The following is an 11,938-nucleotide window of genomic DNA, read 5'->3' on the forward strand; positions in this document are numbered from 1 at the left end:
TCCTGGTGGCGGGGGCAGAAGTAGTGGAGCTTGTGCCAGCCCGTGTCAGGCAGCTTCTCCACCACGTACTCGGACGCCGTGTCGCCGCAGATGCCCTTGGTGTTCCGAAAGTCTTCCTCGTCCCGCCTGGCCTGATCGGCGAGCTGCGCTGCGGTCGCGCCGGTCCACGGACGGCTGCGGTACGGGCGGGTGCGCGGCGCGGCACAGACCTGCAGCAGGTTGTCGTAGCTACGGGGCTGGGCGTCCGGCGGCACGTACCGCGGGGCGTCGTTCCTGATCAGCTTATCCAGGCGTTCCCCGTAGGTACGGGTCTTGCCGAGAGCCTGCCGGATCAGCGTCCACTGCGCTACCGCGTCGTCCGGGGGAGCGGTGACGACTGCGTAGGCGAAGGCGAGCAGCAGCGCCCGCGTGTCGGCGTCGGCTCGGCCGTCGGCGTAGATCCGCTGGGCGTCCTGGTAGAAGCGGTCGCCGCGGCTTCCGCCACCGTCGCCGTCCTTGCGTTTCCGCTTCGGCCCGGGCGGGGCCTGGTGGACCTCGGCGAGGTGCAGGGCGCTCACCGGTGCCCCCCTTCCCACGGTCCGGCCGGCCGCCAGCTTGACCCGTCGGAGGTGATGCGGGGCTTCCTGGACGGGTCGACGGCCAGCCACCGGTCCTGGTAGGCCAGGACGATCGGCAGGCAGTGCCGGCGGGTGTGGAACACCGCGGTGTTCGAGCCGAGGTCGGGGCGGATCAGGTTGTCGCCGCTGAACAGGATGCTGTGTTCGCGTGGGGTGACGATGTGGCCGCAGCCGTGGCACATGCCGTGGGTGAGGCGCATCTCGAACTCGATGCGCTGTGCCTCGACGGCCATCACGCGGTCCGCGAACACTTCCGCGCATGGGGGGAGTTCCCCGCACTGGCGGCACACGGAGTAGTGCTCGGGCAGGATCACCCAGCCCGCGTCGGCGGGGACGATGCCGCCGCGGGTGCCGGTCTCGGTCTTGTTGTCGTACTGGACGGACAGCCACATCGGCCGGGCCGTCCAGGTGGGGATGTCGGGGCGGCCGGCTTCCTCCCATGCCTGTTCGTCCTCGTCCCGCCAGTTCCCCCGGTTCAGGTCTTCCAGGCTCACGACGCGGAAGGCCGCCTTGCCCCAGATGACGAGCATCCCCGGGGTGAGGGCCGTGGTGAGCGCCTGCTCGGTGTCGGGCTGGTCGGACGTCCACTGCTCGTAGGACCGGATCGCGCGGAGCATCAGGGCTCCCTCCACCAGCGCAGGCCCTCGGGCTCGACCGGTTCGGGGTCGCCGTCCTGGGCACGGAGTTCACGGTTCCAGCGGGCCACAGCGTCGGCAGCGTGCTCCCGGGCGGCCGTTTCCATCTTCGAGGTGAGGTAGCGCCAGTTGCCGTGGAGCCAGACGGTGCCCCAGGCGTCGTCGCCGGGCCACAGGCGGCGGTCGCTGATCGCATCGATCGCGGCGAGGGTGTCGCGGGCCTGGTCGATGGCCTGGGCGCGCACGGACGCGCTGATGGTGAGGTCGCACAGGCGGCGTACGGCGTCGACCTGGGCGTGGGCGTTGACGGACTGGGCGCGGACGCGGTTCTCGCTGGCCTGCGCCCGCAGGGTCGCTGCCTGTGCCTGGAGGAGGGCGGCCTGGGCGTCCGCGCGGTCGGCGTCGGCCTCGTGTGCGTGCCGGGTCGCCGTACGCAGCTCGGCACGGAGCCGGTCCACAGTCGTGGGTTTCGCCTGGCCCGTCAGGATCCGCTCGTACTCCGCCTTACGGGCCAGGCAGTCCCGGCAGGTGACGGTGGCGCCGGCGTCGAGTTCGCCCTGGGGTACGGAGCGGCCGCAGATGGCCTGGCCGTGGATCCACGCCTCGGCGCGGTCGTTCCAGGACAGGACGGCCAGGTGGGCGTCTTGCGGCTCGCCCGGGAGGAGTTCGGGTCCGACGGTGACGAGGTAGCGGCGTGTACGGTCGCGGTCCACGCTCACGCCTCCTCGGTGGCGTCGGCGGGCGCGCCCGGCACCGTGTGGCCGGCCTCGGTGAGGAGCTGGAGCAGCGCGCACACGTCCACGGACGAGGTGTTGGCGTGGTCGTACGCCCACTGGCCGACGACCCGCAGGACGCTGTCCCGTTCGGCCTCGGCCTTCATGCGGGCGCCGTGCGGCGTGATCCCGTTCCGGCGTTGGATGGTTACGGCGTAGGAGTCCCAGGGAGCGTCGCTGCCGCGGAGGTCGAAGGACACGGAGGGGCGGGCCTTCAGTTCCATCTCGACGTAGTTCTTGGCGTCGTAGCCGTCGAGGATGCCGCGCATCCCAGCCACCATGATTTTGATCATCTCGGTGGCGGGCTCCAGGTCCATCGTGGCGACGCCGTCCCTGATCGTGAGGGAACGCAGCATCGTGCCATCCACGAGGATCTCTGCGGCCAGGTCGCCGAGCCCGTCTACGGCGTTGAGGGCGGCCAGCGGGAAGTTCGGGCCAGAGGCGTCGCGGGGCCCCCACTCGTCCCAGGTGTCGCGCAACGCGGTCTCGATCGCCGTACGGGCCTGCTTCCGCCGGGCTTCCTTCTTCTGGTGATCCAGCGTCTCGTCGACCTGCGGAATGGTGTCGGTGGTGTCGGGCATGGTCACGCCTCCTTGGCGGGCAACTGGTCGGCAGCGGGCAGGGCCAGGGCGGCGCGGAGGTCGGCGGCCGCGCGGGTGGCGGATTCCCGGATGCGGTCGAACTCGCGGGCGCGGCGTTCCATCTCCTTGCGGGACTCGGTCAGGGCTTTCTGGCCGAGGACGAAGGCGCGGAGGGCGCTGGCGGCGTCGGGAGCACTGAGCCGGTCGTGCCAGGTCTCGGTGTCGAGGCGCTCGCCCAGGGCCTCCTCCAGGAGGTCGAGGAGTTCCAGGCGCTTCACGGTTCGGGGGTTCACGGCGTGGGCGTTGAGTTCACGGCGCAGTTCCTGCTCGCGCCGGTACGCCTGGTTGACGAGGTCGGTGCGGACCTTACCCAGGGAGTTGGTGCGCACCGTCTCGGTGTTCTTCAGCAAGGTGACGAGCAGAGGGATGTCGATGCGGGGCTCCCGCTCGGCCGGCTTCACCACCGTCTTGAAGCGGCGGCCGCGGCCGGAGGGCACCATGAGGCCCCAGCCGGCCGGGAGGTCGTCGGGTCCGGCGATGGACAGGTGGGGGACGACGAGCCAGAACGCCGTGGAGTACGGCCACCAGGCTTCGGCCTTCGCCGGGTCGTTCAGTTCGCGGAGGAAGTCCGACCTCGAGGTCTTCAGTTCGCACACGTCGATGCGGCCGGCGCCGCGGGACTGCCACAGGCCGATGTGGACGACGTCGGCGCGCCGGTTGCTGCCGGGGGCGGTGACCTCGGTCAGGTAGATCGCTCCGGCCCCGGCGACGGAGGTCTGGTCGTCGGGCTTGATGAAGTGCGCGTGCAGCAGTTCCTCGAGCTGCTTGGTCGGGCCCTTCCCGGACGCCTCGGGTTCGGTGACGGTGGTGGTCATGCCGGGCGGTCCTCTCCGTCGTCGGTGGTGGGGTTCGGGTCGGTGGCGCGGCGGTTGGCGGCCCAGTTCGGGTCGAGGCGGGGCGCGGGCATGCGGACGGCGGGGGAGCGTTGCACGTTGCGGGCTTCCTGCCAGGAGCGGCGGTTCGCCATCGAGCGGCGCGGGTGGACGGTGAGCATCCACGCGACCGCGGCCAGGCCGACGGCCTGGGCGGCCCACCAGGCCGGCCCGTGCGGGCCGAGGTCGCGGTCCTCAGCCCACGCGAGGAGGCGCTGCCCGGGCCGTACACGGCCGAGCAGGTACCCGGCGGCGACCGCCCAGGCGAGGAGGGCGGCTTCGCCGGAGGCAAGCCAGCGCAGGACGCTCACTCGGAGGCTCCGACCATGAGGAGGAGGTGTTCCTGCCAGGCGGCTTCGGGGACGCCGCGCCAGCGGGCGGTGGGGCTGGCCCAGCCGCAGGAGCAGGCCAGGGCCAGAGTGCCGTCGGCGGGGTGCTGCCAGGTGATGCGGTGGTCGCGGATGGCCTGGGCGTGGTCAGGGCAGGCGTAGCCGGTGAGGATCGTGGGCCGCATCTGCACCCAGCCCTTTCCGGACCAGGCGGATGTGGCCGGGGGCCAGCCGGACATGTGGGCGATGACGTCGAACTCGTGCAGGCAGCCGGGGAACAGGCAGCGCCGCAGGGCGGGCGGGTAGGCGGTCGCCGCGTCGTACAGGGCCAGGGCCCATTCGGCGTCGCCGAGGGCGGTGTGGGCCTTGTCGGGGCCGGGCCTGGGGACGCCGATGGTGTTGGCCACGTCGTCGGTGGAGAACGGCATCTGCCACATGGCGCCCTGCGCGCGGAGTCGGGCGGCGGCGAGGGTGACGGCGCACACGGGGCGGTAGTGCCACGGGTCCTTCCCTGCGCGGAACAGGTGGTGGAGGAAGGAGGCGTCGAAGTGCGGGTTGGAGCCGACCATCACGGTGCGCTGCAGGGTGTCGTGGATCTGCCAGGCGGCGTCCACGTAGCTGAGGGGGATCGGCTGGCCGCCGGTGAGGGTGGGTGTCATGTCGAGGGCGTCTTCGTCGTGGGGGACGACCATGCGGTCCCGGAACCGGGAGATGTCCAGGGCCTCGTCGTCGGCGTTCATCAGGTCCACCGAGGTGGGGCGGATCTGCCACAGGTGGCGGGTCTCCGTGCCATCAAGGTCGCGGCGGATCACGCCGACCTCCCACGCCATGTGGTACGTGGGGTTGGTTCCGGTGGTCTCCACGCCGGTCGCCGCGATGGGCAGCGCGCTGGCAGTGCCGGTCATTCGGTGATCCGGTGCTGTTCGGCGCAGTCGCGGTGTGCACGGACCAGGACGCCGCGGAGCCGGCCGACGAAGCGCATGCTGTCCCCGGGGGTGGGGGTGATGTCGCCGGGGCAGTAGATGCAGGCTTCGCCGTCCCGTTGGGCGGCGGTGAGGTCGTGTACGTCCGGCAGGTTGTACGGGTACAGCAGGAACGGTGCTGTCGCCTCCGGGGCCAGGGACGGCACCTTCGCGTCGGAGGTGTCGGAGGCGTCGGGGGCGTCGGAGGCCGGGGTGAAGGTGAAGTCGAAGGCGCCGACGACGCGGTCGCCGGCCAGGATCTGCCCGCCCTCGATCTTGGGGTCGGTGTCGATCACGACGTGCAGGGGCCGTCCTTCGGCGGTCGCGTGGGGGCGGGCGTGGGCGGCGATGGCGTCGGTCAGGTCGGGGGTGGTGTGGGCGGTGACGGTGAACGGAGCGGGGAGGGGTGTGCCGCGGCGTCCGCGGCGCCCGAGGCGGGTGTAGGTGATGGTGTAGGTGCCGGGGGTGATGTGGACGGGGCGGGGCGGGGTGTCCTCGTCCGGGTCGCTGATGTCGAACGGGTCCGGATCCGGGGCCGGCTCCGCAATGGTGGTGGGTGCGGGGACGGGTCGGACGTGCGGAGCGGCCTGCCCGGGGGAGGAGACCGCGGGGGCGGTGCCGCGGGGCTTGGCGTACGAGGGGATGATGCCGCCTTTGATGATGTCGACAGGGCGGCCGGACGCGGCGGCGGCCTGGAGGGCGGGCAGCACATCGGTGCGGCGCCAGCCGAACAGGCGGAAGGGCGCTCTGCGGCGCGGGGACGGGACGGTGGCCATGGTACGGGGTGCTCCGTTCAGGACTGGGCGGTGGTGGTGTCGATCTGGGCGCGTACGGCCTCAATGAGCCCCCACGGGGGGATCCACAGGCCGAGGTTGCCGTTGATGCCGATGGGGGTGGTGAGGGGCCGGGCGTCGGCGATCTCCCAGTGCCACCGGTCCGGCTCGCCCCACGCCGCGCAGGCCGGGGTGCAGCCGTCGCCGGCGCGGTGGCAGCCGGTGATGCGGGCGGTGGCGATGACGGCGCGCCACGCCAGCGTCGGGGCCGGCGTGTAGAACCGGCTCGGCACGGCATGGAGGGCGTTCCAGAAGTTCCCGGAGCCGCCGAGCTCGTCGAGGCGGATTGCGGCGTCCCGGGAGTACCGGACGATGTGCACGCCCCGCTGGGGCGCCTTGCTGGTGTGCAGGTAGATCTCGCCCCGGTGGTTGGTGCGGCGGGTGCGGTTCTCGATGGGCTTGAAGCCTTCGGCGATGGCGAACGCGAACGGCTGCTTCACGGTCAGGGCGCGGATGCCGGACTGGCGTGCGCGTTCGGCGTTCGCCTGCTCGACGCAGTCCGGGGCCGTGCACTCCTCCAGCGGGCCTTTGTGCTCGGTGTCGCCGTGCCCGGCGGGGTGTGGCCCGTAGTGCGTGGTGGTGGTCACCGGCCGGTCACCTCCTCCTTGCTGGTGGGGGCCTGCCACAGCGGGCAGCCGGTGCAGATCGTGTCGAGGCGGTCAGGGCCGTCGGCGGCGCCACAGGACTCGGGCCAGCCGGGGTGCTCCGGGTAGGGGCCGGGCTCCGGCGGTTCGTAGTGGGTGCAGGTCTTGCAGGCGCGCACCTCTGGGTTGTGCCAGCAGCGGGCGATGTGCTGCTCGATGGCCTGCTTACGGGACCGGGAGCGGGTGCAGAACGGGCACTTGTAGCGAGTGACCTGTACGGGCACAGGCACGGGGAGTGCGGCGGTCACCAGGGCTCACCGCCCTTGGGGATCCGGCCGTGGATCTCGTCGATCGACAGGTCCGTGGTGTGCTCGGTGCGGGTCAGCGGCCCGTACTCGGAGATCACCTCGGAGAGCATCACGGCCTCGTTGTGCCTGTCGCCGTCGGCGAGCAGCCACAGGCCGCGGTCGTCGGTGGAGTACGGCAGCCACAGGCCGCCGTCACGGTCCGCGTACCAGTGCGCGGCGCTGTACTCGACGCCGTCCACCACGATCCGGGACTGGGAGCAGGCCGGGTCGTGCATCTCCGCCGAGAAGCAGCGGCAGACCGCCGCCTCCAGCTCGGCGACCCGGTCCCGCAGCGCCTGCGTTTCCTCCTCCTGCTGGGCGCGGTAGGTAAGGATCGCGGAGGCGAGCGCGGACTGGTGGACGTCGGTGTAGAACGCCTGCCAGCCGTCGCCGATCTCGTGCCGGGCGTGGTCCCGGGTGACGGTGAATGCGGACCAGGCGGCGGTGAACGCGGGGTCGTCGCTGTTCCTCAGCGCAATGAGCTGCTCGAGGTGGTCGCCGGAGGTGAGGCGGATGCACTCGCGGCAGTTCAAGCCGTCGGGGTGACCGGCACTGCGGCAGGGCCGGTAGCCGTCGGCGTTCAGATTGTGCTGGTCGGCGTGGTGACCGCACAGGGTGCAGGTGGTGTTCTCCTCGGGCACAGGCGAGGCTCCGTTCGTATGCGGCGGCGGTGTGGGTGCTCCCCCGCCCGAGGGGGGTTCGGGCGGGGGAGCGGCCGGGTCCCGTCCCCACGGGCCAGCCAGTCAGCGGGTCAGGCGGTGGAGGTCAGTTCTCCCAGCCGCGGGCGACGTCGTAGGCGCGGCGCAGGGCCGAGGCGAGGGGGAGACGCTGCGCCTCCGGTACACGCACGTCCGCGCAGCGCATGTCACCGTCGCCGAAGTCCTCCTGGACGCCGACCAGGAAACCGTCACCGTCGGGGGTGAGGGTGAGGCCGTCGAGCACCCACCTCTGCGCGGTTCCGTCCGGCCAGTGCGGCACGTGCTGCCATGGCCGGGTGACGGGCTGCTCCAGGGCGTCGAGCAGGGCGGGCAGGTCGGTGGTGGTGATGCCGATCTCCGTGGCGTTGGCGTGGCTCTTGGTCGCGCGGATCATCACCTCGGCGCGGCCCGGGCCTTCGCGGAGGCCGGCGGGGATGACGGTGAGCGTCGTGCCGGTGCTGTCGGTGTAGTCCCAGGGTTGCGGGGTGAGTTCGGCGGTGGCGATGCGGGTGGCGTCGCGGAAGTCCACGGGGTTCCGTTCGGGTTGGCGGTCAGTTGAGCTGCGGTGCGGTGATCAGGGGGTGCGGTTCGAGGGAGACCCAGTCGCAGCCGCCGCGCGCGTGTACGGCCCCGTCCTCGTCCTGCCACGCCCCGTCGATGTCGAAGGGGATCGACCGGGCGGCCTCGGCGAACGGGCCCTTCGCAACGTCCTTCGAGGCGAAGACGCCGAGGACGGTGCCGCCTTCGTGGTCTTCACCAGAGGAGAGGACCCAGACGACCGTCCCGGCCGGCGCGGCGCTGTTGCTCCGCTGGAGGCGTTCGATGTTCGGCACGGGGTCAGCTCCTTGTGGTTCAGGCGGGGAGGTGCAGGTCGTTGATGGGCCGACGGCGCGCCCGGGGGACGGTGACGTTCGGCTGGGGGAGGTCGTCGAACAGCGAGTCCTGGACGCCCGGGCCCGAGGTGGTGGTCTCGGGGTCGTCTTCCTCGGCGAGGAAACGCAGCAGTTCGGCGTGATCGGCGCTGGGGTGGAAGTCGCAGTGGGGGTTGCTGCAGGAGTGCCCGTCTTGTTCCCAGTAGGCGCGGTGGGCTTTCTCGGCTTCGGCGAGCCAGGCGGTCGGGTCATCCTCGGCGAGGAAGCTGGGGCGTGATTCCGCCCAGTAGGCGATGACGTGAGCGAGGAGGTCGCCGCCGCCGTAGAAGTCCGAGAAGCCGTGCATCTTGACCTGGAAGATCCAGTCCCGGCGGCAGGCCTCGTAGTGACTGCGGGAGTAGTCGCGGCCCATCGACGGGTCGATGTCGTCCATGTCGACGCCGCTCGCGATGAGCAGGGCGATGCGGGAGTCCGCCATGGAGGTTCGCTTGTCCGGGTCGGTGTCGTAGGCGTAGTGGCGGATGAGTGCGGCGGCCGTGTGGGCGGGCGTGGACATGGTGCCCCCGTGGGGTGTTCGTGTGGTGTGGTCCCCACCCTACCGTATAAATGAATACACGCGCAATCGTTTTCGGGAGAGGCGGACAGGCGCCGGCCGGCACGACCCCCGGAAACGACGAACGCCCCCACCGCTTCAAGCGGTAGGAGCGTTCGGGGAAGGTGCCCGGCCACAGCAGCGGCCGTAGACGGCAGTCTAGCCACGGACCTCCCGAGCAGGGGAGAGGCTGGCCGCGGCCGAGGATCCGTCAGCCGCTGATCGGGGCAATCCTGGTGACCGTGCCGCCTTCGAGGCGCTGCTCGGCGTCGAGGGCGTGCCCGTTGCACGCGTCGAAGCCCGCGCCCGCCGTGTCGGTGACGCGATGGGTGATGGGCTCGGTGCAGGGCAGGCCGAGCCGGTCGTACGTCCAGCGCCGGCCGCAGCGTTCCACCATGCACCAGGTCTCCCCGGCGGAGCTGCGCAGGGTGTTGCCGTGCTCGGGGCACACGCCCCACGGCACGCCGCACAGGCGGGGGTCCCGGGCGGTGCGTACGCGGACGAGATCCCGTGCGGTCTCCTCGAGGTCTGTGGCGGCCCCGTGCACGTAGCCGGAGGCGTCCGCGAGGCGGAACCGGATGCGCCGGACCTCCGGGTCGGCCACGGCGCCCAGCTTCTCGTACAGGGCGGTGATGCGGTCCGCGAGTGCGCCGGCCTGGTCGCCGAGTGCCCGCACTTCGGCGGGGGTCGGCTCCGAGGGGGTGGTCATGGGTTCCACTGTCCCAGGTATACCGGGCGGGTGTGACGGATCGGCCGGAACCCGCACCGGGTCACCCGGCGGTGGCCGTAGCCGGCTCAGAAAGGGGGCTGTGGACCCCCAAAAGTTATGCCCTGGCATAACTTTCAGGGGCGTCGCTGCCCCCTCCGAGCGCGCGAATCTGGCTGGCCCCGGGTCACCCGGCGGTGTCCGTGGGGCCCGGCTCCTTTGGGGGAAGGCGCTCTTTCAGGGTCCGGTGCAGCTTCTCCTGCAGCTGCCGCAGCCCATCCGGGTCGTCGGCGACCTCGGCGGAGACCACCGCCCAGCCCTTTTCGCCGTTGGGGCCCGGCATCTCCACGATCCGGTGGTCCATGCTTCCGGTACCCACCATGGTGACCACGTCCGCGAGTTCGCGGGTCACCTCCTCGGGGAGGGCTTCAGCGTCGGTGTCGAGGTCGAACGATCCCTCGCCGCCGTTCTCCATGGCCTCGTTGAAGCCGTGCAGGGCCTGCAGAAGCAGATCGAAGTGCTCGGGTTCCATCCGGGCCCGCAGGGACTCCACGTACATCTTCACCAGGTCTGCGCGGCCGGCCGGGGGGAGGTTGTACTTGTCGTCGTTTTTGTCGTCCATGGCGTCACCCTTCTCCCGGGCGGCCGGGGCGTCCAGAGTCTGGGCGAAACCGGTCGCCGGAACCGTCACCGCGCCCGGTGGCGGGTCAGGCGGTGCGGTCGAAGGCGCGCGGCACGGCGGGGGCGCGGCCGGCGATCCTACGACGCGCCCGCGCTGTGCTCATCCATCGCCATGTCCAGGTTCACGCGGGCCGCCCCGACCTCGATCGCCATAGCGTCCTTGAAGCACGCCCCGTTCGCGTCCGCGCTCGGGTCGGTGGCGCAGCCGGCGGTCTCGTAGGCGGTGGCGACCTTCACCAGGCCGTTGATGTCGGTGACCGTCTGCTGGTATTCGCTCGTGGCATTGGCCGCGGCGATGCCGCGCAGTACGCCGGTCAGCGTGGTCAGACTGTCCGTCATGGCTGCGACGCAGGTCGGGCTGCTCGCCGAGTCCGTACACGAACCGAATTGGTTGCCGGCCCCGAGCGCCTGAAGTTTGGGCCCCCACGTGGTGGACAGCTTCACCGGGGCTGCCGGCGCTGTTGTCGCTGCGGGGGAGGTGGCGGTCTGCGTGGCGGCCATGGTCGCGGCCGTGGTGGACGGTGAAGCCGTACGGGCGGTGTCCTTCGCGCCACCGCCACCGCATGCGGCCACCCCTACCGCGATGGCCGCCACCGCTGCCGCCGCGCACACAACTCGCTGAACCTTCGACATCCTGACCCCCCAGGCTCGTTCCGGAACGCCTCACCGTAGTGGGACGTTCGGCTGCCCGGGGCCGGTTCGCCGAACCTGCCGGGCGTCGGCCGCGGGCAGGGGCGGGGTCAGCCGATCCAGAGGAGAACGGGTATGCGCAACTCGCGGATCTTGTGGTCCACGACATACTCGATGATGACCGGCTCACCCGGGATCTGAACCAGGTAGCGGCGGCCGTTCTCGCCGACGCGGCCCCCGGGCGGCTCCTTGCCCGCGTCGATCGCAGCACCGGCTTCCAGGGCCAGGGCTTTGATGAAGTTCCCGACCGCGGTGTGTAACTCCCGCGGCATGGCCTCCATGGTTGCTGCGGCCTCGTACTCCATGAAGGCCGGCCAGCCGCCGCGTCCCCGGCCGGGATGGGTCACCGGGCGTCCAGGGTGACGCCGAGGCGGTCGGCGAGGGCGTCGATGGAGATCAGGTTTCGGCCCGCGTCGGCGTTCGCGCGGCTGCGTTCCGCGCCGGGCACCAGGTCGACCATTGCTTTCATCCACCACCGGTTCATTACTGCGTCGATCGGCTGGCCTGCCTCGGCGCTGAGGACTTCAGCATAGAACCGGGCGCGGTCCGCGCCGGACAGGGTGTCGCCGATGGCGTTGATGGTGTGGGGGATGGCGCGGACCCTGGGGTCCTGGGGCTGCTCGGGCTGGGCGCTCACAGGGTCCTCCGATCGTATGGACTGCGTGAGGAGATCCTACGCAGCGAACCTACGCGCATCTCCCCTTTCGAAAGGCGTACACCCTGCCTCACCTGCGGAACTGCGCACAGTACCCCGTGACTCGGTGCGTAGTCACCGCCTCATGAAATACGGGAGCGACCTGCGGAACTGCCGGACGCCGAACCGGCGCCCGGCAGCAGACGGTTGGCGGATCACGGCCGCTTGCGGGGAGCGAGGACGCCCACGATGCCGCCAGCCGCGATCGAGTCCTGAACGGCCTGTGCATGGTCGTGAGACAGGATCAGTGTGGCCAGCACAACGGTGAATTGGGCGCGTGGGTCTGTGGTGATCCGGCCAATGAATTGGCTGATCTTGCGCATGCTGAAGCTCCTGGGTGCCTGATCGTGGAGTGTCTGGAGAAGCACCCAGGAGCTTGGGTGTCAGCCGGGCCGCCTCATCTTTTGCCGGA

The 11,938-nt window shown here is 71.2% G+C and carries 20 protein-coding genes; all 20 read right to left on the minus strand.

Annotated elements, in window-relative coordinates; all coding sequences use genetic code 11:
• On the minus strand, window positions 1-557 hold a 557-nt coding region (locus ITX44_RS36300), incomplete at its 3' end, for a hypothetical protein (RefSeq protein WP_205363493.1).
• The gene (locus ITX44_RS36305; protein ID WP_205363494.1) at window positions 554-1,234 is read right to left on the minus strand and encodes a hypothetical protein; all 681 of its coding nucleotides are present in this window, start codon (window positions 1,232-1,234) and stop codon (window positions 554-556) included. The genes ITX44_RS36305 and ITX44_RS36300, both read right to left, overlap by 4 nt.
• Window positions 1,234-1,965, minus strand: a complete 732-nt coding sequence (locus ITX44_RS36310) for a hypothetical protein (RefSeq protein ID WP_205363496.1) — start codon at window positions 1,963-1,965, stop codon at window positions 1,234-1,236. Before ITX44_RS36310 ends, ITX44_RS36305 begins: the two co-directional genes overlap by 1 nt.
• 2 nt (window positions 1,966-1,967) lie before the next feature.
• The gene (locus ITX44_RS36315; RefSeq protein WP_205363498.1) at window positions 1,968-2,606 is read right to left on the minus strand and encodes a hypothetical protein; all 639 of its coding nucleotides are present in this window, start codon (window positions 2,604-2,606) and stop codon (window positions 1,968-1,970) included.
• A 2-nt stretch (window positions 2,607-2,608) separates the two neighbouring features.
• Window positions 2,609-3,481, minus strand: a complete 873-nt coding sequence (locus ITX44_RS36320) for a hypothetical protein (RefSeq protein ID WP_205363500.1) — start codon at window positions 3,479-3,481, stop codon at window positions 2,609-2,611.
• The gene (locus tag ITX44_RS36325; RefSeq protein WP_205363502.1) at window positions 3,478-3,849 is read right to left on the minus strand and encodes a hypothetical protein; all 372 of its coding nucleotides are present in this window, start codon (window positions 3,847-3,849) and stop codon (window positions 3,478-3,480) included. Before ITX44_RS36325 ends, ITX44_RS36320 begins: the two co-directional genes overlap by 4 nt.
• On the minus strand, window positions 3,846-4,772 hold the full coding sequence (locus ITX44_RS36330; RefSeq protein WP_205363504.1) for a 3'-5' exonuclease: 927 nt from the start codon (window positions 4,770-4,772) through the stop codon (window positions 3,846-3,848). The genes ITX44_RS36325 and ITX44_RS36330 overlap by 4 nt, the downstream gene beginning before the upstream one ends.
• Window positions 4,769-5,605 carry a hypothetical protein gene (locus ITX44_RS36335; RefSeq protein WP_205363506.1) on the minus strand — a complete coding sequence of 279 codons (837 nt, stop codon included), beginning with the start codon at window positions 5,603-5,605 and terminating at the stop codon, window positions 4,769-4,771. The genes ITX44_RS36330 and ITX44_RS36335 overlap by 4 nt, the downstream gene beginning before the upstream one ends.
• A 17-nt stretch (window positions 5,606-5,622) precedes the next feature.
• On the minus strand, window positions 5,623-6,249 hold the full coding sequence (locus ITX44_RS36340) for an ASCH domain-containing protein (RefSeq protein WP_205363508.1): 627 nt from the start codon (window positions 6,247-6,249) through the stop codon (window positions 5,623-5,625).
• Entirely contained in the window at window positions 6,246-6,554 is a 309-nt protein-coding gene (locus ITX44_RS36345) for a hypothetical protein (protein WP_205363510.1), read from the minus strand. The genes ITX44_RS36340 and ITX44_RS36345 overlap by 4 nt, the downstream gene beginning before the upstream one ends.
• Complete coding sequence (locus ITX44_RS36350; protein WP_205363512.1) at window positions 6,551-7,234, minus strand: hypothetical protein; 684 nt, start codon at window positions 7,232-7,234, stop codon at window positions 6,551-6,553. Before ITX44_RS36350 ends, ITX44_RS36345 begins: the two co-directional genes overlap by 4 nt.
• A gap of 124 nt (window positions 7,235-7,358) precedes the next feature.
• Window positions 7,359-7,820, minus strand: a complete 462-nt coding sequence (locus ITX44_RS36355) for a hypothetical protein (RefSeq protein WP_205363514.1) — start codon at window positions 7,818-7,820, stop codon at window positions 7,359-7,361.
• 22 nt (window positions 7,821-7,842) lie between these two features.
• Window positions 7,843-8,124 carry a hypothetical protein gene (locus ITX44_RS36360; protein WP_236062328.1) on the minus strand — a complete coding sequence of 94 codons (282 nt, stop codon included), beginning with the start codon at window positions 8,122-8,124 and terminating at the stop codon, window positions 7,843-7,845.
• A gap of 19 nt (window positions 8,125-8,143) precedes the next feature.
• Window positions 8,144-8,719 (minus strand): hypothetical protein, encoded by a 576-nt coding sequence (locus ITX44_RS36365; RefSeq protein WP_205363516.1) that lies wholly within the window; start codon window positions 8,717-8,719, stop codon window positions 8,144-8,146.
• A gap of 247 nt (window positions 8,720-8,966) precedes the next feature.
• Window positions 8,967-9,464, minus strand: coding sequence for a hypothetical protein (locus ITX44_RS36370; protein ID WP_205363518.1), 498 nt, complete (start codon window positions 9,462-9,464; stop codon window positions 8,967-8,969).
• Window positions 9,465-9,648: 184 nt separating this feature from the next.
• Window positions 9,649-10,083, minus strand: a complete 435-nt coding sequence (locus ITX44_RS36375; RefSeq protein WP_205363520.1) for a hypothetical protein — start codon at window positions 10,081-10,083, stop codon at window positions 9,649-9,651.
• 137 nt (window positions 10,084-10,220) lie between these two features.
• Complete coding sequence (locus ITX44_RS36380; RefSeq protein ID WP_205363523.1) at window positions 10,221-10,481, minus strand: hypothetical protein; 261 nt, start codon at window positions 10,479-10,481, stop codon at window positions 10,221-10,223.
• A 401-nt stretch (window positions 10,482-10,882) separates the two neighbouring features.
• Window positions 10,883-11,179, minus strand: a complete 297-nt coding sequence (locus ITX44_RS36385; RefSeq protein ID WP_307795651.1) for a hypothetical protein — start codon at window positions 11,177-11,179, stop codon at window positions 10,883-10,885.
• A complete protein-coding gene (locus tag ITX44_RS36390; RefSeq protein ID WP_205363525.1) occupies window positions 11,176-11,469 on the minus strand; it encodes a hypothetical protein in 294 nt (97 codons plus the stop codon). The genes ITX44_RS36385 and ITX44_RS36390 overlap by 4 nt, the downstream gene beginning before the upstream one ends.
• Window positions 11,470-11,681: 212 nt before the next feature.
• Window positions 11,682-11,849: a hypothetical protein gene (locus tag ITX44_RS36395; protein ID WP_205363527.1), complete on the minus strand. Its 168-nt coding sequence runs from the start codon at window positions 11,847-11,849 to the stop codon at window positions 11,682-11,684.
• Between the last annotated feature and the right edge of the window lie 89 nt (window positions 11,850-11,938).

The sequence above is a fragment of the Actinacidiphila acididurans genome (genome assembly GCF_016918855.1).
In the GTDB taxonomy this organism is placed as follows: Bacteria; Actinomycetota; Actinomycetes; order Streptomycetales; family Streptomycetaceae; genus Actinacidiphila; species Actinacidiphila acididurans.

Bases quoted from the DNA above. Each gene is read 5' to 3' on its own strand.
- ITX44_RS36380 (WP_205363523.1), bottom strand. From the start codon at position 10,481: ATGACGGACAGTCTGACCACGCTGACCGGCGTACTGCGCGGCATCGCC.
- ITX44_RS36335 (WP_205363506.1), bottom strand. From the start codon at position 5,605: ATGGCCACCGTCCCGTCCCCGCGCCGCAGAGCGCCCTTCCGCCTGTTC.
- ITX44_RS36315 (WP_205363498.1), bottom strand. From the start codon at position 2,606: ATGCCCGACACCACCGACACCATTCCGCAGGTCGACGAGACGCTGGAT.
- ITX44_RS36375 (WP_205363520.1), bottom strand. From the start codon at position 10,083: ATGGACGACAAAAACGACGACAAGTACAACCTCCCCCCGGCCGGCCGC.
- ITX44_RS36320 (WP_205363500.1), bottom strand. From the start codon at position 3,481: ATGACCACCACCGTCACCGAACCCGAGGCGTCCGGGAAGGGCCCGACC.
- ITX44_RS36370 (WP_205363518.1), bottom strand. From the start codon at position 9,464: ATGACCACCCCCTCGGAGCCGACCCCCGCCGAAGTGCGGGCACTCGGC.
- ITX44_RS36395 (WP_205363527.1), bottom strand. From the start codon at position 11,849: ATGCGCAAGATCAGCCAATTCATTGGCCGGATCACCACAGACCCACGC.
- ITX44_RS36305 (WP_205363494.1), bottom strand. From the start codon at position 1,234: ATGCTCCGCGCGATCCGGTCCTACGAGCAGTGGACGTCCGACCAGCCC.
- ITX44_RS36330 (WP_205363504.1), bottom strand. From the start codon at position 4,772: ATGACCGGCACTGCCAGCGCGCTGCCCATCGCGGCGACCGGCGTGGAG.
- ITX44_RS36365 (WP_205363516.1), bottom strand. From the start codon at position 8,719: ATGTCCACGCCCGCCCACACGGCCGCCGCACTCATCCGCCACTACGCC.